Genomic DNA, 20,761 nt, shown 5'->3' with positions numbered 1-20,761 from the left:
GTGTTCATATGCACAAATATCTTCCGCATACCAGTAAAGATATAGAAGAAATGTTAAAGGTCACAGGTGCTAAATCCCTTGATGACCTATTTTCTTCTATACCTAAAAGTTTAAAACTTACCAAGCCATATAATATTCCAAATGTTTTATCAGATGATGATTTGACAAAACATATGCAAAAACTCTCTAGTCTCAATAAGGAACTTGTTGTATTTAGAGGTGCTGGAGCATATGATCATTACAGCCCAAGTATTATTAGAAGCTTAATTAGTCGTCAAGAGTTTTTAACATCTTACACACCTTATCAACCTGAAGTTGCACAAGGTACTTTGCAATACATTTTTGAATACCAATCTATGGTATGTGAATTAACAGGTATGGAAGTATCTAATGCATCAATGTATGATGGAGCTACTGCTACTGCTGAAGCAATGTTTATGGCATATGCATTGACCAATCAATCAAAAGTCATGGTAAGTGAAACATTGAATCCAAGAATTATTGATGTCATCAAGACTTATGCTAAATATCGTGATATTGATGTCATCGTTGTGCCACAAAAAGACGGAGTCACCGATTTAGATTTCATCAAAGAAAATGGTAAAGATACGATGGGGTTAATCGCTCAAAATCCAAATTACTATGGCATAATCGAAGATTATAATGGGTTCGCAGATGTCATTCATGAACAAGGTGGATTATTTATTTTAAATGGTGAAGGTCAAGCACTGGCCTTAATTAAAACACCTGGTGAGTATGGTGCTGATATTGCTTGTGGTGATTTGCAATCATTTGGACTTCCTTTATCTTATGGTGGGTCATACGTTGGTTATATGGCTACCAAAATGACATATGTTAGAAAAATGCCTGGACGTATTTGTGGGATTACTACTGATGTTGATGGAAAACGTGCATTCGTTTTAACATTACAAGCAAGAGAACAACACATTAGACGTGCAAAAGCTAATTCAAATATATGTTCAAATCAATCTTTAATGGCATTAGCTGTTACCATTTATTTATCAACAATGGGTAAACATGGTTTAGTTGAAGTTGCAAATGAATCGATGAATGCTGCTCATTACTTATACAATGAACTCCTAAAAACGAAGAAATTTGAAGTTGTTTATGATCAACCATTTTATAAAGAATTTGTTTTAAAAGCTCTTTTTGATGTTGAAAAATTTGAAAAAGAATTAATAGAAGATGGTATATTAGGACCACTTCATATAGGTGATCATCAACTCATGTTTGCTGTTACCGAAAAGCGTAGTAAAGCTGAGATTGATCTACTTGTTGAAAAGGTGGTGAACCAAAAATGAAATATTATGATAAACTCATTTTTGAACTGTCTAGAGATGAACGAAAAGGTTATAATTTTACGAAAAAAGATTTCCCAAAAATCTCATTACCAAAAAACATAATCCGTTCTGAAAAAGCTGAGTTACCTCAGGTATCAGAGTTCGATGTCGTTAGACATTACACCAATGTCAGTCAAAAAAACTTTGGTGTTGAAACTGGATTCTATCCACTTGGCTCATGTACGATGAAATATAATCCTAAGATTAATGATGAATTAGCTACCCTACCGGGATTTGCTAATATTCATCCATTACAACCCGTTCATACTGCGCAAGGTGTTTTAAAAATTTATTATGAGACACAACGCATTTTATCTGAAATATCAGGTTTAGCAGAATATTCATTAAATCCTTTCGCTGGAGCACATGGCGAATTGGCAGGATTAATGATTATCAAAGCTTATCATGAAAAAAATAAAGATCAAAAAAGAACGAAGATTATCGTTCCCGATAGTGCGCATGGGACTAACCCTGCAAGTGCAACCGTTTGTGGATTTGATGTTGTTGAAATAAAATCAAATCTTGACGGAACTGTCAACATTGAATCTTTAAAAGCAGTCTTAAATGATGAAACTGCAGGATTAATGTTAACAAACCCTAATACTGCAGGTGTTTTTGAGAAAGACATTCTAGAAATATCTAAACTTGTCCATGAAGCTGGTGGTTTACTTTACTATGATGGAGCAAACCTAAATGCACTTCTTGGAAAAGCTAAACCTGGTGATATGGGATTTGATATTACTCATATAAATCTCCATAAAACATTCTCTACACCTCATGGTGGTGGTGGTCCAGGTTCTGGTCCAGTTGGTGTTTGTGAGAAATTAAAAGAGTTCCTTCCAAATCCAATCGTTAGAAAAAAAGATGATTTCTACTTCTTTGAAGACTCAAAAAATTCAATTGGTGCTTTAGGCCAATTCTATGGTAATGCAAGTGTTTATTTAAGAGCCTATGTTTACCTGATGACCTTTGGCAAAGAGCATATGAGCGAAATTGGACCGCTTGCTGTCTTAAATGCGAACTATGTCAAAGATTCATTAAAAGATTTATTTGAGTTACCAATCAAAGGTTATTGTATGCATGAATTTGTGTTTGATGGATTACTTGATAAATCGACAGGAGTAAAGACACTAGACGTAGCAAAAAGATTACTCGATTATGGTTATCATGCACCAACGGTTTATTTCCCACTTATATTCTCACAGTCAATGATGATTGAACCTACTGAAGTGGAGTCAAAAGAAACGCTTGATGATTTTATCCAAATTATGCGTGTAGTTGCTAAAGAAGCAAAGGAAAATCCTGAACTAGTAAAAACTGCTCCACACAATACTATAGTTAGAAGACTTGATGAAGCAAAAGCAGCTAGAAAACCTATTTTAAAATTTAGAGATATTGCATAATTTTTTGAATAAAACATATATAAATTATAAATGGTTGCTTAACCAAGCAACCATTTATTTGTTTATTTTTAGACTATTATAATGACTTAAGTTGTTTTTGAATATTTCTAGCAAAATATGTTGATATTATTGAAATTAGAATAAAGGGCATTATATAAATAATCATTTCAAAGCTGTTCAACTGGTATTCAAAAACAATTTGAGCTATACTTTGACCAACAACAACAAATCCTAAATATATTGCAAACACAAATATACAAATACTCATGATGATTCCGATACTTTGTTTTCTTTTCAATTGAATAATTGCATAAATCGTCAAAGGCATGATAATTGCTAAATCTAATACAAAACTAATCTCTGTTGCTTGAAAACCAATGATGTCAGAAGGTCTATTATGTAAGAAAGCATTGGTTATTTCAAACATCCATATCATGGTTGAAGCAGCAAAAACAACTAAAAACACATACATTCCTTTGGTAATATTTATTTGTCTAAATAATTTATCTGGTTCAAATTGTTTTATATTTGAAATTTCAAAGATGAGAAAGAAAATAGATAGTGACAAAGCTGTAATATAAATTATAAATAGACGATTCATCATCGCTCCAAAAGCTAAAGTTGAACTATAATATGCAGTAATAAAACCCAGAGCTATCAATGTTAATTGATTAAATAATGTGTGGTTTTTATTGATGAATTTCAAATAGATAATTGTGGGTATTATTGTTAACAAAATCGCTCCATCAGTTCCAACATAAATAATACCCTTTAAAACACTCTCATAGGCATAAATCCCTCTACCAAACATTTCAACTTCGTCTCCATAAACATTATTTATTACTCCACTAACAATAATTTGATTATAAAAGACGCCAATTGAACTCATTAGTAAAAGAGATAGAATCAAGAAAATTGCTATAATTTTATCGTTGCGCATTTCATATACCTCAATTTAAAGAACTGATCATTTTATTATACTTTCTAAGTATTTTGGGAACTATGTTAAATGGAACTGGAGCTTTTGTTACTTGATCCACAGTACCACATAATATTAACTTTAGTTTCTTACAATAGAAAAGCCAAGAACCAGTCGCACCTGTATGCCCAATAAAACTTGGTGTTTTCTTAAACCACGTAAAAAGTCGTGGTATTTCTACTTTCATCATTCCACTGCCATACTGTATAGGCCATCCAGGAGCTAGCAAACTTACTCCAAAATCGAAAGTTTGCCATGAACTCATCATCATATTCTTTGCATTTTTATCTTTAAAAACTTTGTCATCGATAATAGATTCCATGAAGATTACTAAATCATCGAGTGTACTGTATAAATCATTAAAAGATTTTAATGCTTTTGGTTTATTACTAAATTCAACTTGTCCAATCCAAGGAAAAGTAATTTGTTTCTCTTTATGATTTTTGCCATGAGGTAAAAATGTGTTTTTCATTCCAAGTGGATTGATAATATATTTCTCATATGCATCTTCTATTGATAGATCCGTAATCGATTCTATAATAGCAATAAGTAACTGGTAATTTGTATCAGAATATCTTATTCGATACTTAGGCTTTGAAATGTCTTGTGGCTCAAAATGAGGTTTACCTGAGTTTTTTACAATTTTTAATATTTCATTTATTCCCCATGCCATATCATCTTTCTCAATAACTTCGTCTATAATACTCTTTTTATTTTGCTTTATTTCTAAATAATCTGGTATTCCAGATGCATGCTTAAGTAGATGATGAATTGTAAGTTGATCAAAGTAATCAATGCCATTGATAACATGCACATCTTTTATTAATTTTTCGGGTAGATATCTTATAATTTGGTCGTTTAATGTCAATTTGCCCTCTTCCATCAATAGCAAAACAATTGATGAAATAAACATTTTCGTTATGCTAGCAATCCAAAATGGTGTGTCAGTACTTAATGATTCTCCGTATGTGTTTTTCCAGCAAAATGAGTTATCTGTAGATTTCACTAACATTAAAGTATGATTTATATCTTTTTTTCTAGATAATTTATTTAATTCGCTTTCTAGAAACTCGATGAATATTTTATTTTTCATAACTTTCCTCCCATTAATCGTATAATATTTATTAATATTTTATCAAATTTGTGATCTATGTTAAATACTTTTATCGATAAAAATTAACGAAAAGGGACAAAATTTTGTCCCTTTTATCATTCCATTTCCATCTCTTTCATAACTTGTACTGCTATTTCATCATAGATTTTACCTGCTGAATCTTTTTCTGTGTATAAGTAATCACCATTTTGAGGTTGTCCAATTGGAACTTGTCCAAAAACTTTAACCCCTAATTTTTTAGCAACTTCTTCTCCTCCACCAGATCCGAAGATAAATTCTCTTTTATTGTTACATGTATTTAAGTAGTAACTCATGTTTTCAACTACACCAATGACTTCATGACCAATGGTTTGTGCACCAATTCCAGCTTTTACTGCAACATGTGATGCATTTCTATGCGGTGTTGTTACGACTAAAACTTTACTTCTTGGAACATATGTTTTAACATCTAATGCGACATCACCGGTTCCTGGTGGTAAATCAATTAAGATTAAGTCAACATCATCTTGCCACTTAACACCACTGAAAAAATGAACAAGCATTTTGCCTAACATCGGTCCACGCCACATCAAAGGTTTTTCAGGTGGCATAAAGAATTCTGTGGAAATCACTTCGATACCATCTTTAACTAGTGGTATCATTTTTTCATCCTCTGTCGAAGATAACGGTTTAACATCTATTTTCAAAATGTTTGGAATGCTGGCACCATAAACATCAGCATCAATAATCCCAACCTTTTTACCTTTACGTATCATTGCTGCTGCTAAATTTGCAGTGACAGTTGATTTACCAACACCACCTTTACCTGAGGCTATAGCTAAATAACGAATTAGCTTTTCACCTTCTGGTACAAACTCTGATTCAAAAAAGTCTATTTTGATACCTGGAAAACCTAATTCTATTTTGACTAATTTAATAATCTCTATTTTAACTTGTTGCTCATGTTTTGATTTATCTTTAAGATATATCTCTAACTCAGCAACACCAGTAGGTCCGATCACTAATTTTTTTATACCATTAACTTCTTTAAATGGTTTATCAAAACCAGGGTCTTTAATTTGTTCAATTCTTTTCTTTAAATCTTCATATGTCATACTCGATTCACCTCTAAACTATTATAACAATAAAAACATAATAACCCAACAAATACGATAATCATTTTAATCGATGTGATTTTGTTAAACGCTTTCACACATCCATCATGAATATAGAATAGATTCTTGTGGTAAAATATAATTAATATACTACTAAACATTAATTAAAAATTTGAAGGATGTGGTCTCATGCTAAAAGGAATTCCTGTTAGTGAAGGATATGCAGTTGCTCGAGTTTTAAAGATTGAAGAAGTTCAAATCGATTATCGAAAAGTAACTGTAGACAACCCATTAGAAGAAATTAGCATTTTTCGTCAAGCAATTGATCAGACCGTTACTCAACTAGAACAACTGAAGTCAGAGACAGAAAAAAAATTTGATCATGAAACTTCAAAGATATTCGAGGCACAATTAATGATTGCTACTGACCCTGAAGTCAATGATGCTGTTGAATCTAAAATAAGAGCTGAATCATGTAATTTAGTTTATGCAATCAAATATGTTGTTGACAGATTCGTGGATTTATTTGATCATTTAGACGATGAATACTTAAAAGATCGTGCTTTTGATTTAAGAGATGTAACCAATAGAACGATCAAAAACGCGCTAAATATAGAAATCGTGGATCTATCCCATATCAACGAAAAAGTTATTTTACTAACTACAGAATTGACTCCATCTCAAACCGCACAGATTGATCCTAATTTTGTTTGTGGTTTTGTGACTGAAATTGGTGGGAAAACTTCTCATAGTGCGATTATTGCTAGATTGCTTCAAATTCCAGCTATTGTTGGTGTTGAACATTTGATGCAAAAATTAAAAAATCATCAAGAAATTATCCTTGATGGTTTTCATGGAGAAATCATCACCGATTTTGACGATAAAATAAAACAAGATTATCAAAACAAAATTGAAAGATATGAGAAAAAGAAATCAGCATTGAAAACAATGATTGGTAAGCAAAGTCAATCCAAAGACGGGCATGTATATGAATTGTTTGGGAATATTGCTTCATCAAAAGATATCAATCATATTATCAATTTTGATGCTGATGGTATTGGTTTGTATAGAACAGAATTTTTATTTTTGGATCACTTAGTTCTACCTACTGAAGATGAGCAGTTTGAAGAATATAAAAAAGTATTAGAAAGTGTTTATCCTAAACCTGTAGTCATCCGAACTCTAGATATAGGTGGAGATAAACATTTGCCTTACCTTAATTTAGAAAAAGAACTCAATCCTTTTTTAGGCAAGCGTGCAATTCGTTTATCATTCGATCACATCGATGTATTTAAAACCCAATTAAGAGCATTATTGAGAGCAAGTGCATATGGTCATTTAAAAATTATGTTCCCAATGATTGCTGTTAAAGAAGAGTTTATTAAAGCAAAAGCTATTGTTGAAGAAGTTAAACAAGCATTAAGAAAAGAAAAAACTAAAGTTGCTGATTTTGAATTAGGTATTATGATTGAAATACCATCAGCTGCTCTTATGGCTGATCAACTTGCTCAAGTTGTTGATTTCATATCAATAGGAACCAACGATTTGATTCAATACACGATGGCAGCTGATCGCACGCATCAAAGTTTAACCTATTTATATCAACCATTAAATCCTGCAATCCTAAAATTAATTGATATGGTCGCACAAGCTGGTAAAAAACATCAGATAAAAGTTAGTGTATGTGGAGAGATGGCATCAGATATTTATGCTGGACCTCTTCTTCTTGGACTTGGAGTTGAAGAGTTGAGCATGACACCTTCTCATATTTTAAAAATAAGAAAGATTTTATCGAAACTTAATCATAGCGATTTAGAAAAATTATCGAAAAGTGTGCTAAAATTAGATAATGAAGAACAAGTTTTGTCAGAACTTAAAAAGTTGATTAAAGTCTAAGGAGTTATTATGGAAAAAAAATTCACGCTCAAAGCGGAAAATGGGTTACATGCAAGACCTGCTACAAATTTTGTCAAATTCGTCTCATCAATACCTGCCAAGGTTGAACTCATTTATAAAGAGTTTGCTGCTGATGCAAAATCAATAATGGCTATTATGAGCTTAGGGTTGCCTAAAGATTCGGTTTTTACAATACGTGTTGAATCCGATAAAAACGAATATTTAGATAATATCGAGAAGTATTTAAAAGAACATAATATGATATAAATAATAATGGCCATCGGATTGATGGCCATTATTTTATACTTTTTTACTTTTGGTAAAAGCTTTTTTGAAATATCCTTTGATTCTTGAGAAGAATTTTGTTTGATCATAACTTAGAATTGCTACTTTATATACTGGAGCAACCATGTATAATGATAATACTAAGAATACTGCTAATCCTAATAGCGCTATGATTGACTCCCAAATGGACAATACCCCTGATGCGAATGCAATTGGAGCAACAATTGGTGTAAAAATAGGAATAAATGCCATCACCTTTAAGAATCCCATCCCTCCAGCCATTGGTGCGAATATCCCAATATAAAATCCACCAACTAAAATCAACATAAGAGGTGATTGAAACTGTTGATAATCTTCTTGTGTTACTGCCATTGATGCGAATAATGCAGCTAACACCAAATAAAATAATGTTCCAAGTAACATAAACATTAAAGAAAATAGAATAATTATTGGCCAATTTGGCATCATTTCTGCAAGATAGGCTAATAGCGATTCTCCACCTGTTGGTAGATTAAGACCTGGCGATGCTGCAGCAACCCCACCAATCAATGATGCTATAGCCCCATAAGTAAATATTAACAACCCTTGTATGATTACAAATAAGATGCTTGCTGTAATTTTCGACAAGAAATGTATTTTTGCTGGCACACTAGCAATGACTGTTTCAATAGCTTTTGTTGACTTTTCTTCAATAATATCAACACCAACAAACTGTGTAGCCATTGTAATTAAAATAAACATTGGTAATACGAGTAAACTTGTAATTGAACTAATAAACATCTCTTGATTTGGATCTTCATAATCTGGCGCGTAAATTGTTTCAAAGCTAGGACCCGTGTAATCGCCTATTTGATAATTAATAATTTGAAGTTCAATTTGTCCCATCAATGCTGGATTCATTTCAGGGTATTTACTATAAATTTTCACATCAGGAGACTCAATGTCTCCAGTAAAATGAAAGGTTATATCAACTTCCGAATTAACCCAAAAAGCTTCAACATCAAATTGATTGACTGCTAAGTCCGATAAAACATAAAATTCATATCCTTCAAATGGTTGATTGAAAAGTTGTGATAAATCGGATACTAAATTTGTTTCTTGAGTCTCATTGACGACGTGAATGTTGATGTTTTCAACTAGATCATCATCTCCGCCAAAGAAACTAATAATTGCTGGGATATTAACAATAATAATCATTAATAATGCAATTACTATATTTGCGATAAGGAACGCTTTTCTTCCAACGCGTTTTTTTAGGCCATATTTAACTAGAAATTTAAACTTTTTCAACTTTATGTCCCACCTTTGCAATAAATATTTCGCTCAAGCTTGCTTGTTCGACATCGTATTTCATAATATGATCACACGTTTTAATATAATCAAACACATGTTTTGCAACAAGCTCTGACTCTATTTTTACGATGATTTCATTAGAATTTTCGATAACTCTATCAACACCAGGTATAGCTTCAAGTTTTTTTATATCGACATCTCCTATAATTCTGATGTTTTGCTTCTTAAAATCGATTTTGACTTGATCAAGTCTTCCTTCAATAACAGCTTTACCTTTTTCTAAAACGATAACTTCCTCACAAAATGATTCTACATGGTCAAGTTGGTGTGATGAAAAAACAACCATCGCACCTTGTTTTTGGAAATCTCTAATAACTTCAACAAACAATTCAGTATTAATAGGATCTAAGCCACTAAATGGTTCATCTAAAACTAGCAATTTTGGATTATTGATAATTGCTGAAATGAATTGGATTTTTTGCTGATTACCTTTTGATAACTCTTTTATTTTTTTATCTTTATAATCAACAATGTCAAAACGTTCAAGCCAATAATCAAGTCTTTCTAAAATAGCCTTAGGTTCCATATCTTTAAGTTGACCAAAATATAACATGAGTTCTTTTACAGTTATTTTAGTCAGTAGAGATCTTTCTTCAATCATATAACCAATTTCATTAACATTATGATATCCAACCTTCTCACCGTTATACAATATTTCTCCTTCTGTTGGATCTAGTAAACCCATAATCATTCTAAATGTTGTTGTTTTACCCGCACCGTTGGTACCGAGCAAGCCAAAAATATCACCTGGTTTGATGATAAAGCTTAGTCTGTCAACAGCAACAAGATCACCATAAAGCATTCTTGCATTTTTAACTTCTAGCATAAATTGCTACCTTCCTTATGTCATTGTTATTTGTTTCTATTTTTATATCTGTTTTCTCTTTCACGCTTTTCGATTTTTCTATCGAATTTTTCCCAAACGTCTTCAATATCACCATAGACTTCATCTTTTTGTACTTTCCATGGATTTTGATGTTTTTCACGTAAGCCATGTTCTTCAAGTGCGTTCGATTTAGCTCTAAAAAGCCAAACAATGAAATTCATCATTAAAATGAAAAATGCAAATCCACTAGCGATATAGATAATAAGCATACCCACGATAACACTCCCTTCCTGGTTTTAGTCATCTTCTTTAAATGACATTCATTATGGAGTTTCTCGAAACATTGTCTGATAAAAACAATGAAGCTGGAGTTGAATAAGCGACATATGAAAGTCAATTTCAAATGGTTCGCTTGTATCTCCAGCATCATTATATCATCTTATTATTATTTTTTCAACAAAATTATTTTTAATTATTTTTAGTCTCTTTCATAAGTAATTCCAAGAATTGCTCAATGGAGACAGTGACTTGTTCTTGTGATCCATACTTTCTATATGTTACAAGTCCTTCATCTTTTTCTTTATCACCAAGTACTAAAGAATATGGTATTTTTTGAGTTTGAACCTCTCTAATTTTATAACCTAGTTTCTCTTCTCTTAAGTCGGTTTCAACTCTAAATCCACTTGCTTTTAGCATCTCATAGACATCCATTACATAGTTTTGATGATGAACTACATTAACCGGCAATATCTTTACTTGAACAGGTGCCAACCATAACGGAAATGCTCCTTTATACTCTTCAGTTAAAAAGGCAACAAAGCGTTCCATTGTAGATACAATACCACGGTGAATAACTACGGGTCTATAGATATTTTTGCCATCTTCACCAACGTAAGTTAAGTCAAAACGTTCCGGTAATAAGAAGTCTAGTTGAATAGTTGATAAAGTTTCAGCATTACCTAAAGCGGTTTTTACTTGAACGTCGAGTTTTGGACCGTAAAATGCAGCCTCACCAACAGCTTCATAATAATCTAATTCCATTTCATCCATTGCTTCTTTTAATAATTTTTCAGCTTTATTCCACATATCATCATTTGGAAAATATTTCTCGGAATCTTTTGGATCTCTGTAACTTAATCTCAACTCATAATCAGTAATATTAAAATCATTATATACCTTGAATAGTAATTGCATCGTTCTCTTAAGTTCTTCTTTAATCTGATCAGGACGTACAAAAATGTGTGCATCGTTTAATGTCATTTCTCTAACACGTTGAAGTCCTGATAATGCACCACTTTTCTCATAACGATGCATCATACCTAATTCAGCAATTCTAAGTGGTAGTTCACGGTAAGAATGAACATCATTTTTATAAATCAACATGTGATGTGGACAATTCATAGGTCTTAAGACCAATAATTCTCCATCTCCCATATCCATTGGTGGGAACATGTTTTCTTGATAGTGATCCCAGTGACCAGAAATTTTATATAATTCAGTGTTTGCCATGATAGGTGTATAAACATGCATGTAACCTAAACTTATTTCTACATCAGTAATATATCTTTCAATAGTTCTTCTAATGGTTGCTCCTTTATGAAGCCAGAATGGAAGTCCAGATCCAACTTCCTTTGAGATCATAAATAAATCGAGTTCTTTACCAATTTTTCTATGATCTCTTTGCTTTCTTTCTTCTAAAAGATTTAGATAAGACTCTAGGTCTTTTTTACTAAAAAAACTAGTTCCATAAATTCTAACAAGCATTTTATTGTCAGAATCACCTCTCCAATAAGCACCAGCAAGACTTAATAGTTTAAAGTTTTTTATAAACTTAGTGTTGGGAACATGACCACCACGGCATAAATCAGTAAACTCACCTTGTGAATAGACAGTGAGTCCTTCACCTTTATGTTCTTCTATGAGTTCAAGTTTATAAGGATCATTTTTAAAAATATTTTTAGCTTCTTTATACGAAACTTCATGTCTTACGATTTCGTATCCTTGTTCAGAAAGCCTATTCATTTCAGCTTCAATTTTTAATAAATCTTCATCATTAACTTTATCATCTTTGAAATCAACATCATAATAAAAACCTTCATCAATAGCCGGTCCAACACCAAAACAAGCACCAGGGTACAATGTTGTGATTGCTTGAGCCATTAAGTGTGCTGTACTATGATTCAAAACATCCAAGGTTCTTGGATCTTTTTCTGTTAAAATTTCAATTGTTCCATCTTCCTTCAATTTTCTTGAAAGCTCTACATATTCCTTGTTATAAACAGCTGCTATAGCTTTTTTAGCAAGGCTCATTGAAATGCTTTCTGCTACTCGTTGTGCAGAAATTCCATCTTCGAAAGCTTTTACACTTCCATCTGGAAAAGTAATATTAATCATTTTATATCTCTCCTTTGAAATAAAAAAAGTCCTTAGAAATTTCTAAGGACGAGAAGTTCGCGGTACCACCTTAGTTCTAGCATAGCTAGCACTTAGCATATGGATAACGGCATGACCCGGGCTATTTTTTTTAGCCAACTCCAAGGTAGTAATTTAGATTGTTCGCAGCTTTCACCATTCTGCGTCGCTAAGTTTAATCTAAATATTGTCCTTTTCATCGTTGATGTCTATATTATAACACTTGTCATTATATTTTCAAGTGTTTTTTTCTTTAAATTGTTCCTTAACCAATCGAATTGGCGTCATTAAATCTTTGATTCTTTGAATGAGTCTTGCTGCCTTCATTAAACTTGCTTCATCTTTATTCACAGCTAAAAAGTCAATAAGTCTTTCAAAGTCATAATTTGAACTCATAAAGACTGGTAATTTTGCTGATAAACGGTATTGCATGATAGGAACAAGTATCTCATCTCTAAACCATGGTGTCATGTTTTCCCCACCAACATCATCAAGCATTAAGACATCAGCTTGTTTCAGTTGATTAATACGTTCTTCAAGATTACCTTCATTCATACCTTGTTTTATACTTCTCACTAAGTCGGGCATGTAAACAAAGAGTACAGAAATGTTTTTTTCAGCAAGTTCTTGAGCGATCGCTGATAAAAGATAACTTTTGCCTGTCCAGTTTTTCCCATAGAAGAAAATACCTTTAGAGTATCTATCTTTTCGGTATTCATTGATAAATGCTAGTGATTCCTCATAGGCATGTTGTCGTTCATCGTTAAATACTTCAAACCTTGATAAGCTGGCATCTTGTATGTAGACTTCACTGTCGTAGAACTTCAGGTGTTGTCTTATTTTTTCTCTTTTAATTTCAATTGCCTTTTCTTTTGTTGGTCGATAGATTATTTCAATATATGGATCGGTCATCAATACGGGTTCATAACCATTTTTAGCACCTTTTTGATCGCGTTCTAAAAGGTATTGATATACTTTATATATATCAACTTCTGGAACTTCTATATTTCTGGTTTCTGGATCTTTGGAAATAACTTTTTTCATTTCTTCTAATGTCATGTTATTCCTCCATTTTGACTAGGTCTTTAATATAATCATCTAACCAGTCAGGTTTGCTGACATTTTGCTTTTGTCCAGCCTTCTTTTGTACCCATTGTGTTTCTAAACTTGCTGAATGATTTATAGCATCCTCAGTTGTTTGAACACCTTTATTCAACCAATCTAATAACACTTTTTCTAAATAATTGATATTAGGTAGTATACCATCTTTATGCTTAAGTACCAACATTAAGATAACATTTATAATTCCAGGTTCAACATGATTTCTTTCGAGAAGTGCTGTTGCCGTTGATAACGCAATCCCTTGTTGATCCGTTTTTGCATATTTTTGAATAATGACTTGAGGTGAGACTTGGTCAATTAATACATTATTAGATAAATCTTTCTTTTTTATGGTTAAAAGCTTGTGTTTTTGGTCATAATGTTGTTTAGCTTTAAAATTGAGTTGTTGGAAGTTGACAACTTGTTTCGATTTTGCTGCTGCTTCATAAATTTGGACCATATCTCCAACATCAAATTGATATACAAATGAAATTTTATTAATTTGTTCTCTAAATTTTTCAGTTAATATTTGTGAGTTTTTTAGTCTTTCTGGTAAGTGTTCGACAAATGCATCATAATTGAATTTATGATTGATATGGCTACCACCGTTTTGTTGTCTTCCTTGAAGAGGATGTGCGACATTAAGTAAATTTAAGCTCTTAAACTCATATAATGAATCAAATGATTTGGTTACATTTTCATAACCCTCTGTAGATGGGATTTCCATTTTAAACATTTCTGTTAATAGATTTAAGTTTTTCTCACCTATTTCGCTTTGTAAATAGCTACCAAACACCGTATCTAGTAAAAACTGTTTAGCTGTTAATGGTGCTTTCATAAAATAGATAAAATGATCTTCTTTTTGATAGACAACTAAAAGATTTAATGCTTCTAGTTTATTTCTAATTTTTAAAAATTCTAGGTTTTTCAAGTTTAATAAGTCAAACAATTCGGTATGTTGATATGTATCGCGACCTGTTTTATTTACCAATTGATAAAAAGTCGTGTAAATAGCCTGTCCTTCAAGACCCATAAGAGGTTGATATAAAAGTGCCAACACTTTAAAATCTGCAGCGCTTAGATCAGATTGACTTTGTATTTGAAAAGTACTACTGTTCTTCATTTCGCATCTCCTCTATAAATAGATCAATTTGATGACATAATGCTTCTTTTGTTTTTCCATTATCCAAAATATAATCTGCATATTGCCTTTTTTTATTCAGAGACATTTGTGAATGAATTCTTTTCATTGCTTCATTTTGCGATATTTGGTCGCGATTCATTAATCGTTCGACTTGCATATCAAAATCAACATAAATTAAGACAACATAATCCACTTTTCTTTGATAATCGACTTCGATTAAAAGTGGCATATCAATAATAATGATTTTGTGTTCACGCAAACTTCTCTTTTGCTTTTCAACTTCTTGGTATACAAAAGGATGAACAATCAAATTAAGTTGTTCTCTTTTTTCTTTGTTATTGAAAATAATGTTGGCTAATTTTTTTCGATCCTCTTTTGTTTTTATTGGGAATTTGAAAAACGATTCAACCTCTTTTTTCATTTGTTTATTGCTTTTCCATAGCTCCTGAACAATCTCGTCACAATCAATAACTGGAATGTTTAAACTTTTAAAATATTGAGAAGCTGTTGTTTTTCCACTTCCAATACCACCGGTAAGTCCGATTAAAATTGGATTATTTTTGACAATTTGGACAGACATATGTTCCACGTCCTTTGACTTTCATTTTAATGATATTGGTTTGACATCGTGGACATGGTTCGTTTTCCTTCATGTGAACATTCAGCTCATTTTGGAAACGTCCATGTACACCAAGACTAGATGTATAAGAACGAATGGTTGTTCCACCTAATTGTGTCGCTTTATCTAAGACTTGTATCGCTGCTTGTATAATCCATTTTGTCTCATCGTAAGTAATATTTGATGCCAATCGAGTTGGATGTATGTGGCTTAGAAATAATGTTTCATCTACATAAATATTACCTAATCCTGCAATAATATGTTGATCTAGTAATACAGCTTTAATTTCAATATTTTTCTTGTTTAATACAGTATAAAAATAATCAACATCTATATCTTTTGGTTCTTTCCCTAGTTGATTGAGTGGGTAAGTATTTAAATAATCACTCAGTGGTATCAATGTGATCGTTCCAAATTTTCTAACATCGTGGTATCTTAAATTTCTTCCTGATTTAAAATGAAATACAACATGCTCATGTTTTTCTATAGGTTCATCGTGCTTGATGAAAAACTTGCCTTCCATCCTTAAGTGAATTATTAATGCATCTCGATCTAAAATAAATATCAAGTATTTCCCCATACGGTCAATTCTATTGATTTTCTGATTCGAGATTTTTTGCTTGAATTCACTAGTTTCATTGGTTATTATTTTTTGATAATACGCATCAACACCAATAATTTTTTCATTGGATATTTCATTTTCAAGTGTTACCCTAACTGTTTCAACCTCAGGAAGTTCTGGCATATTTTCACCTCTATTTTAATTCATACCAATTTGTACCAACATCACACGATGTTTCAAGCTCTACTTTTAGCTGAATAGCTTTTGACATCATCTTAGGCACAACCTCTTTCATTTCTTCTAATTCAGATTCAGGAACCTCTAAGATTAACTCATCATGAACCTGTAGGATTAATTTAGATTGCTTTTTATTTTTCTTTAGGTATTGATATAAATCCACCATTGCCTTTTTAAGTATATCTGCAGCACTACCTTGAATTGGTGCATTCAGTGCTGTTCTTTCACCAAATGACCTTTGAGTATAGACAGGAGACTCCAATTCTGGAATATATCTTCTGCGCTTCATAATCGTTTCTACATATTTATTTTCTTTAGCGAAATTAACTATATTTTCCATATAATCTTTGATTTCAGGATAGATGGAAAGATATTGATCAATAAATGCTTGTGCTTCTTTTGGTGTTACATTAATGTCTTCGCTTAGGCTCCATGCTCCTATACCGTAAATGATACCGAAGTTAACAGCTTTTGCTGCTCTTCTTTGTTCACTATTGACTTCATCCACATGAAATACTTCTTGTGCTGTTTTTGTATGAATATCTTCGTGATGGTTAAATGCTTCGATAAGACCTTTTACGTTTGCCATATCAGCAAGCACTCTAAGTTCTATTTGAGAGTAATCCGAACCTAATAAATATTTATTTTCTTCTGGAATAAATAATTTTCTAATTTTTCTTCCTTCTTCAGTACGAATCGGAATATTTTGCAAATTTGGATCTAAAGACGATAAACGGCCGGTTGTTGTCAAAGCTTGCATATATATTGTGTGTACTTTTCCGTCTTCAAATAGGTTTTGTCTGACACCTTCAATATATGTTGAATGTAATTTTGAAAGTTGTCTGTAATCAAGGATTTTCTCAATGATTGGATGGTGTTTTTGAAGATCATTTAGAACTTCTACATTGGTCGAATAACCCGTCTTAGTCTTTTTTCCATGAGGTAGTTCAAGTTTTTCAAACAGTATTTCACCAAGTTGCTTTGGACTTGAGACGTTAAATGTAATACCTGCTAACTCATGTATTTCTTTTTCTAATGTTTCTAATCTCTCTTTTAAATCTTTGCCTTGTATTTTAAGTTCATTTTGATCAACTAAAAGTCCACTATATTCCATTTCCGCTAATACTTCAGATAATGGAATTTCAAGGTCATTTAATAAATGAAGTTGTTCTTGTTCTTTCAATTGTTTTAATAAAGGATCTCTGAGTTCAAATATAGCTTTTGCTTTCGATGCAATATGTCTTTCATATATTTCTTTTTCTGGTAAACCTTTTTTTGCACCTTTTCCATAAATGACATCATCATACAAAATATCTTCATAATCAAAGTTTGAGACAATGCGTTTAAATTCTTCTTTTCCTAAATGCGAGTTGATTAGGTAAGCAGATAAAAGTAAATCGAATACTACGTTATTAAATTCCATATTTTGCCATAATAGAAATACTTTTGCCGCTTTATAGTCATATGTAAATTTTTTAATAGATTCATCACTTAAATACATTTGGAAATTAATGGATGTTAAAGCAAAATCAGGCGATAAAAAGTAATGATGTTTTCCATCGGTTATTCCAACACCCCAAAGTTCAGCTTTATGGTAATTGTAATCACTTAGTTCAAAATGAATAGCAAGCTCAGGTTTTAGTATTTTTCCTAACTCATGCTCATCTTCAATGACTTTGTATTCCCAACTTTCCATTTTTGCAGTTGGTTCTTCCATTTTCTTAACAAAAACGTGTAATTCAAGATTTTGAAAAAAGGTAATGAGTTCGCTTGTCTTCACTTCACCTTTTTCTAAATCGGATATTTGACATTCGATATCAGCATCAACATCAATTGTAACGAGTTGTTTGCTGAGTTTTGCAAGTTCTTCATGCTCTTTAATACGTTCACCTAATTTGCCTTTGATTTCATCTTTGTGTTCAAGAACGTTTTCTAAAGTCTCATATTCCTGAAGAAGCTTTACCGCAGTTTTTTCACCAACCCCAGGGATTCCTGGAATATTATCAGAAGTATCACCCATTAATGCTTTTAAATCAATCATTTGTTCATGGGTCAATTGATAAGTTTCAAACAAAGTTTTTGGATCAAATCTTGCAACTTCTCTCATACCTTTTTTGAGTAAGTTCACAGTAATGCGATCATCAACAAGCTGAAGCAAATCACGATCACTTGAATATATTTCTACATGATATCCATCTTTAGCACAGCGTTTGGCCATTGTTCCGATAATGTCATCTGCTTCATAGCCTGCTTTGCTATAGATTGGGACACCAGTTAACTCAATATATTGATTGATTAAAGGAATCTGCATCGCTAACTCTTCTGGCATTTTGATGCGTCCTGCTTTGTATTCTTTATATACTTCGTGTCTCTTTGTTGGTTCTTTAGTATCAAAAGCAACAAGTGCGTTTGTTGTGTCTTCAGTTATGATTTTTTCGAACATACCAACAAATGCAAAAAGAGCATTCGTATAAATGCCTTGTCCTGTTTGCATGAGTTTAGCGCCTGGATAAGCAGTTGCGTAATAGGCTCTAAACATAATGGAGTTCCCATCAATAAGTATCATTTTCTTCATAGTGTCTCCCCTTTTCCTTCATTGTATCATAGATACATAGATTAATTTTCCACAACTTTTGTGGAGAAAAAAAGGGTCAACGAATCCTAAATTGACCCTTTCCTTTGCCTTTACCTTTTTTAGTTTTTGTGTTCTGCATCATCTGAGATGGATTTTTTGATAAACTCTCTAGTTGTCTTTCATCCATATTCATCATTTGCTTCATCATTTTCTTTTGTGTTTCTAAAGCTTGTCTTAGTTTATTTAAGTCTGCTACCTTCATACCAGACCCTTTAGCAATCCGTTCTCTTCTTCGACTACTTTTGTCGATTAGAGTTGGATCTTTACGCTCTGCTTCAGTCATGCTATGGATTAATACACCCATTTGCTCAAACTGTTTATCATCTACTTGAGAAGCAGCATTTTTGAGTTGTCCCATACCTGGGATAAATCCCAGGATTTTACTCATTGATCCCATTTTTTTAATCATTTTAAACTGCTTGAGTAAATCGTTATAGTTAAATGTGTTAGACATTAACTTTTCCATCATGTTTTTTGCTTCATCTTCATCTATCGATTCAGTAGCTTTTTCAATGAGAGTTAACACATCACCCATACCAAGTATACGAGAAGCCATTCTCTCTGGATGAAACATTTCAAAACTATCCATTTTTTCGCCACTTGATGCGAACTTAATTGGAATACCTGATACTTCTTTAATCGATAATGCTGCACCACCACGAGTATCTCCATCGAGTTTCGTAAGAATAGCACCAGTCGCATTTAACTGTTCATGAAAACTTTTTGCAATGTTTGCTGCATCTTGTCCAGTCATTGCATCAACTGTTAAAAGAATTTCATTAGGTTGTGCAATTTGCTTAACATCAATAAGTTCTTGCATCATTTTTTCGTCAATATGTAAACGTCCTGCAGTATCGATGATAACAACGTCATAATCGTTTTCTCTTGCGTATTTTAAGCCGTTTTTAACGATATCTCTAGCATCAATCAATCCTTGCTCAAAAACCTCTATATCGATTTGTTTACCTATCGTATTCAATTGTTCTATCGCAGCTGGACGATAAACGTCTGCAGCAATGAACATGACTTTTTTCTTTTCTGCTTTCCGAATATACGCACCTAATTTACCGATGGCTGTTGTTTTACCAGATCCTTGTAGACCGATTGTCATAATCGTTGTGATACCGTTGATATTATATCGAATACCTTCAGCATCTTGCCCCATAACTCTTTTTAGTTCATCGTGGACGATTTTTACGACTTGTTGACCTGGGTTTAATCCTTTTAAGATCTTTTCTCCTACAGCTTGTTCTTTGATGTTTGCTATGAAAGTTTTAACAACCTTAAAGTTTACGTCTGCTTCTAATAAAGAAAGACGCACTTCGCGCATCATTTCATCAATATCGTTTTCATTTAGATAGCCTTTTCCGGTGAGGCGACGCATCGCCATCTGAAGACGTGAACTTAAACTATTTTCTGCCATTACTCATCCAACTTTCTTAATTGTTCCAATAATTTCAAATCATTTGTTTTTAGTATTTTTTCTATCAATTTTTCTCTTTCAGTTTGTAAATAATATAACTTCAATTTTTCTTCATAAGAAAATAAATGTTCTTCAACTTTTTTAAGTTGATCAAACACAGCATTTCTACTGACATGATTGAGTTCTGATATTTCTTGAAGTGAATAATCTTCATGATAATAGAGGTCAAAATAATGGATTTGCTTCTCTGTTAATAGAGGCTTATAAAAATCAAAAAGTTGATTTAATATTTCTTTTTTTTCTAACGTTTCCATCTT

At 32.3% G+C, this 20,761-nt stretch carries 18 protein-coding genes; 4 read left to right on the top strand and 14 right to left on the bottom strand.

The genetic code is table 11. From position 1 onward, the window contains the following. Positions 1–8: 8 nt before the first annotated feature. Together gcvPA and gcvPB are read left to right on the top strand one after the other, a co-directional pair. Complete coding sequence (gcvPA, locus tag QJ521_RS01705; protein ID WP_282838680.1) at positions 9–1,322, top strand: aminomethyl-transferring glycine dehydrogenase subunit GcvPA; 1,314 nt, start codon at positions 9–11, stop codon at positions 1,320–1,322. Then, the gene (gene gcvPB / locus QJ521_RS01700; protein WP_282838679.1) at positions 1,319–2,764 is read left to right on the top strand and encodes an aminomethyl-transferring glycine dehydrogenase subunit GcvPB; all 1,446 of its coding nucleotides are present in this window, start codon (positions 1,319–1,321) and stop codon (positions 2,762–2,764) included. Before gcvPA ends, gcvPB begins: the two co-directional genes overlap by 4 nt. A gap of 76 nt (positions 2,765–2,840) precedes the next feature. Here the strand turns inward: gcvPB and QJ521_RS01695 are convergent, their stop codons facing one another. The 3 genes from QJ521_RS01695 to QJ521_RS01685 all read right to left on the bottom strand — a co-directional run bounded on the left by QJ521_RS01695 (position 2,841) and on the right by QJ521_RS01685 (position 5,951). Then, entirely contained in the window at positions 2,841–3,704 is an 864-nt protein-coding gene (locus QJ521_RS01695) for a hypothetical protein (RefSeq protein WP_282838678.1), read from the bottom strand. Between the two features lie 10 nt (positions 3,705–3,714). Beyond that, positions 3,715–4,836 carry a serine hydrolase domain-containing protein gene (locus QJ521_RS01690; protein WP_282838677.1) on the bottom strand — a complete coding sequence of 374 codons (1,122 nt, stop codon included), beginning with the start codon at positions 4,834–4,836 and terminating at the stop codon, positions 3,715–3,717. Positions 4,837–4,952: 116 nt separating this feature from the next. Next, positions 4,953–5,951, bottom strand: coding sequence for a P-loop NTPase (locus QJ521_RS01685; RefSeq protein WP_282838676.1), 999 nt, complete (start codon positions 5,949–5,951; stop codon positions 4,953–4,955). 189 nt (positions 5,952–6,140) lie between these two features. Here QJ521_RS01685 and ptsP point away from each other — a divergent pair, with 189 nt between their 5' ends. Both ptsP and QJ521_RS01675 read left to right on the top strand, forming a co-directional pair. Further along, positions 6,141–7,847: a phosphoenolpyruvate--protein phosphotransferase gene (gene ptsP / locus QJ521_RS01680; protein WP_282838675.1), complete on the top strand. Its 1,707-nt coding sequence runs from the start codon at positions 6,141–6,143 to the stop codon at positions 7,845–7,847. Positions 7,848–7,856: 9 nt separating this feature from the next. Then, on the top strand, positions 7,857–8,114 hold the full coding sequence (locus QJ521_RS01675) for an HPr family phosphocarrier protein (protein ID WP_282838674.1): 258 nt from the start codon (positions 7,857–7,859) through the stop codon (positions 8,112–8,114). Positions 8,115–8,147: 33 nt separating this feature from the next. Here QJ521_RS01675 and QJ521_RS01670 read toward each other — a convergent pair whose 3' ends face one another. From QJ521_RS01670 to ylxM, 11 genes are all read right to left on the bottom strand, one after another. Next, positions 8,148–9,422, bottom strand: a complete 1,275-nt coding sequence (locus QJ521_RS01670; protein WP_282838673.1) for an ABC transporter permease — start codon at positions 9,420–9,422, stop codon at positions 8,148–8,150. Continuing rightward, positions 9,409–10,311, bottom strand: coding sequence for an ABC transporter ATP-binding protein (locus tag QJ521_RS01665; RefSeq protein WP_282838672.1), 903 nt, complete (start codon positions 10,309–10,311; stop codon positions 9,409–9,411). The genes QJ521_RS01670 and QJ521_RS01665 overlap by 14 nt, the downstream gene beginning before the upstream one ends. Positions 10,312–10,337: 26 nt before the next feature. Then, the gene (locus QJ521_RS01660; protein WP_282838671.1) at positions 10,338–10,586 is read right to left on the bottom strand and encodes a hypothetical protein; all 249 of its coding nucleotides are present in this window, start codon (positions 10,584–10,586) and stop codon (positions 10,338–10,340) included. A gap of 193 nt (positions 10,587–10,779) precedes the next feature. Continuing rightward, complete coding sequence (thrS, locus tag QJ521_RS01655; RefSeq protein ID WP_282838670.1) at positions 10,780–12,705, bottom strand: threonine--tRNA ligase; 1,926 nt, start codon at positions 12,703–12,705, stop codon at positions 10,780–10,782. Positions 12,706–12,960: 255 nt separating this feature from the next. Beyond that, entirely contained in the window at positions 12,961–13,782 is an 822-nt protein-coding gene (locus QJ521_RS01650) for an ATP-binding protein (RefSeq protein ID WP_282838669.1), read from the bottom strand. Position 13,783: 1 nt separating this feature from the next. Next, positions 13,784–14,947, bottom strand: coding sequence for a DnaD domain protein (locus QJ521_RS01645; protein WP_282838668.1), 1,164 nt, complete (start codon positions 14,945–14,947; stop codon positions 13,784–13,786). After that, entirely contained in the window at positions 14,934–15,548 is a 615-nt protein-coding gene (gene coaE / locus QJ521_RS01640; protein ID WP_282838667.1) for a dephospho-CoA kinase, read from the bottom strand. Before coaE ends, QJ521_RS01645 begins: the two co-directional genes overlap by 14 nt. After that, positions 15,523–16,332 (bottom strand): DNA-formamidopyrimidine glycosylase, encoded by an 810-nt coding sequence (mutM, locus tag QJ521_RS01635; protein ID WP_282838666.1) that lies wholly within the window; start codon positions 16,330–16,332, stop codon positions 15,523–15,525. The genes coaE and mutM overlap by 26 nt, the downstream gene beginning before the upstream one ends. 10 nt (positions 16,333–16,342) lie before the next feature. Further along, positions 16,343–18,961 carry a DNA polymerase I gene (gene polA, locus QJ521_RS01630; protein ID WP_282838665.1) on the bottom strand — a complete coding sequence of 873 codons (2,619 nt, stop codon included), beginning with the start codon at positions 18,959–18,961 and terminating at the stop codon, positions 16,343–16,345. 76 nt (positions 18,962–19,037) lie between these two features. After that, positions 19,038–20,444, bottom strand: a complete 1,407-nt coding sequence (ffh, locus tag QJ521_RS01625; RefSeq protein WP_282838664.1) for a signal recognition particle protein — start codon at positions 20,442–20,444, stop codon at positions 19,038–19,040. Next, positions 20,444–20,761, bottom strand: a 318-nt coding sequence (gene ylxM, locus QJ521_RS01620) for a YlxM family DNA-binding protein (RefSeq protein WP_282838663.1), incomplete at its 5' end; no start/stop codon positions are given. The genes ffh and ylxM, both read right to left, overlap by 1 nt.

Origin of the sequence: Peloplasma aerotolerans (assembly GCF_030012175.1) — a bacterium.
Lineage (GTDB): Bacteria > Bacillota_I > Bacilli_A > Acholeplasmatales > Acholeplasmataceae > Peloplasma > Peloplasma aerotolerans.
The sequence above is the reverse complement of the archived record's forward strand: the minus strand, read 5'-3'. Positions and strand labels throughout refer to the sequence as shown.

Bases quoted from the DNA above. Each gene is read 5' to 3' on its own strand.
- gcvPA (WP_282838680.1), top strand. From the start codon at position 9: ATGCACAAATATCTTCCGCATACCAGTAAAGATATAGAAGAAATGTTA.
- gcvPB (WP_282838679.1), top strand. From the start codon at position 1,319: ATGAAATATTATGATAAACTCATTTTTGAACTGTCTAGAGATGAACGA.
- QJ521_RS01695 (WP_282838678.1), bottom strand. From the start codon at position 3,704: ATGCGCAACGATAAAATTATAGCAATTTTCTTGATTCTATCTCTTTTA.
- QJ521_RS01690 (WP_282838677.1), bottom strand. From the start codon at position 4,836: ATGAAAAATAAAATATTCATCGAGTTTCTAGAAAGCGAATTAAATAAA.
- QJ521_RS01685 (WP_282838676.1), bottom strand. From the start codon at position 5,951: ATGACATATGAAGATTTAAAGAAAAGAATTGAACAAATTAAAGACCCT.
- ptsP (WP_282838675.1), top strand. From the start codon at position 6,141: ATGCTAAAAGGAATTCCTGTTAGTGAAGGATATGCAGTTGCTCGAGTT.
- QJ521_RS01675 (WP_282838674.1), top strand. From the start codon at position 7,857: ATGGAAAAAAAATTCACGCTCAAAGCGGAAAATGGGTTACATGCAAGA.
- QJ521_RS01665 (WP_282838672.1), bottom strand. From the start codon at position 10,311: ATGCTAGAAGTTAAAAATGCAAGAATGCTTTATGGTGATCTTGTTGCT.
- thrS (WP_282838670.1), bottom strand. From the start codon at position 12,705: ATGATTAATATTACTTTTCCAGATGGAAGTGTAAAAGCTTTCGAAGAT.
- QJ521_RS01650 (WP_282838669.1), bottom strand. From the start codon at position 13,782: ATGACATTAGAAGAAATGAAAAAAGTTATTTCCAAAGATCCAGAAACC.
- QJ521_RS01645 (WP_282838668.1), bottom strand. From the start codon at position 14,947: ATGAAGAACAGTAGTACTTTTCAAATACAAAGTCAATCTGATCTAAGC.
- coaE (WP_282838667.1), bottom strand. From the start codon at position 15,548: ATGTCTGTCCAAATTGTCAAAAATAATCCAATTTTAATCGGACTTACC.
- mutM (WP_282838666.1), bottom strand. From the start codon at position 16,332: ATGCCAGAACTTCCTGAGGTTGAAACAGTTAGGGTAACACTTGAAAAT.
- polA (WP_282838665.1), bottom strand. From the start codon at position 18,961: ATGAAGAAAATGATACTTATTGATGGGAACTCCATTATGTTTAGAGCC.
- ffh (WP_282838664.1), bottom strand. From the start codon at position 20,444: ATGGCAGAAAATAGTTTAAGTTCACGTCTTCAGATGGCGATGCGTCGC.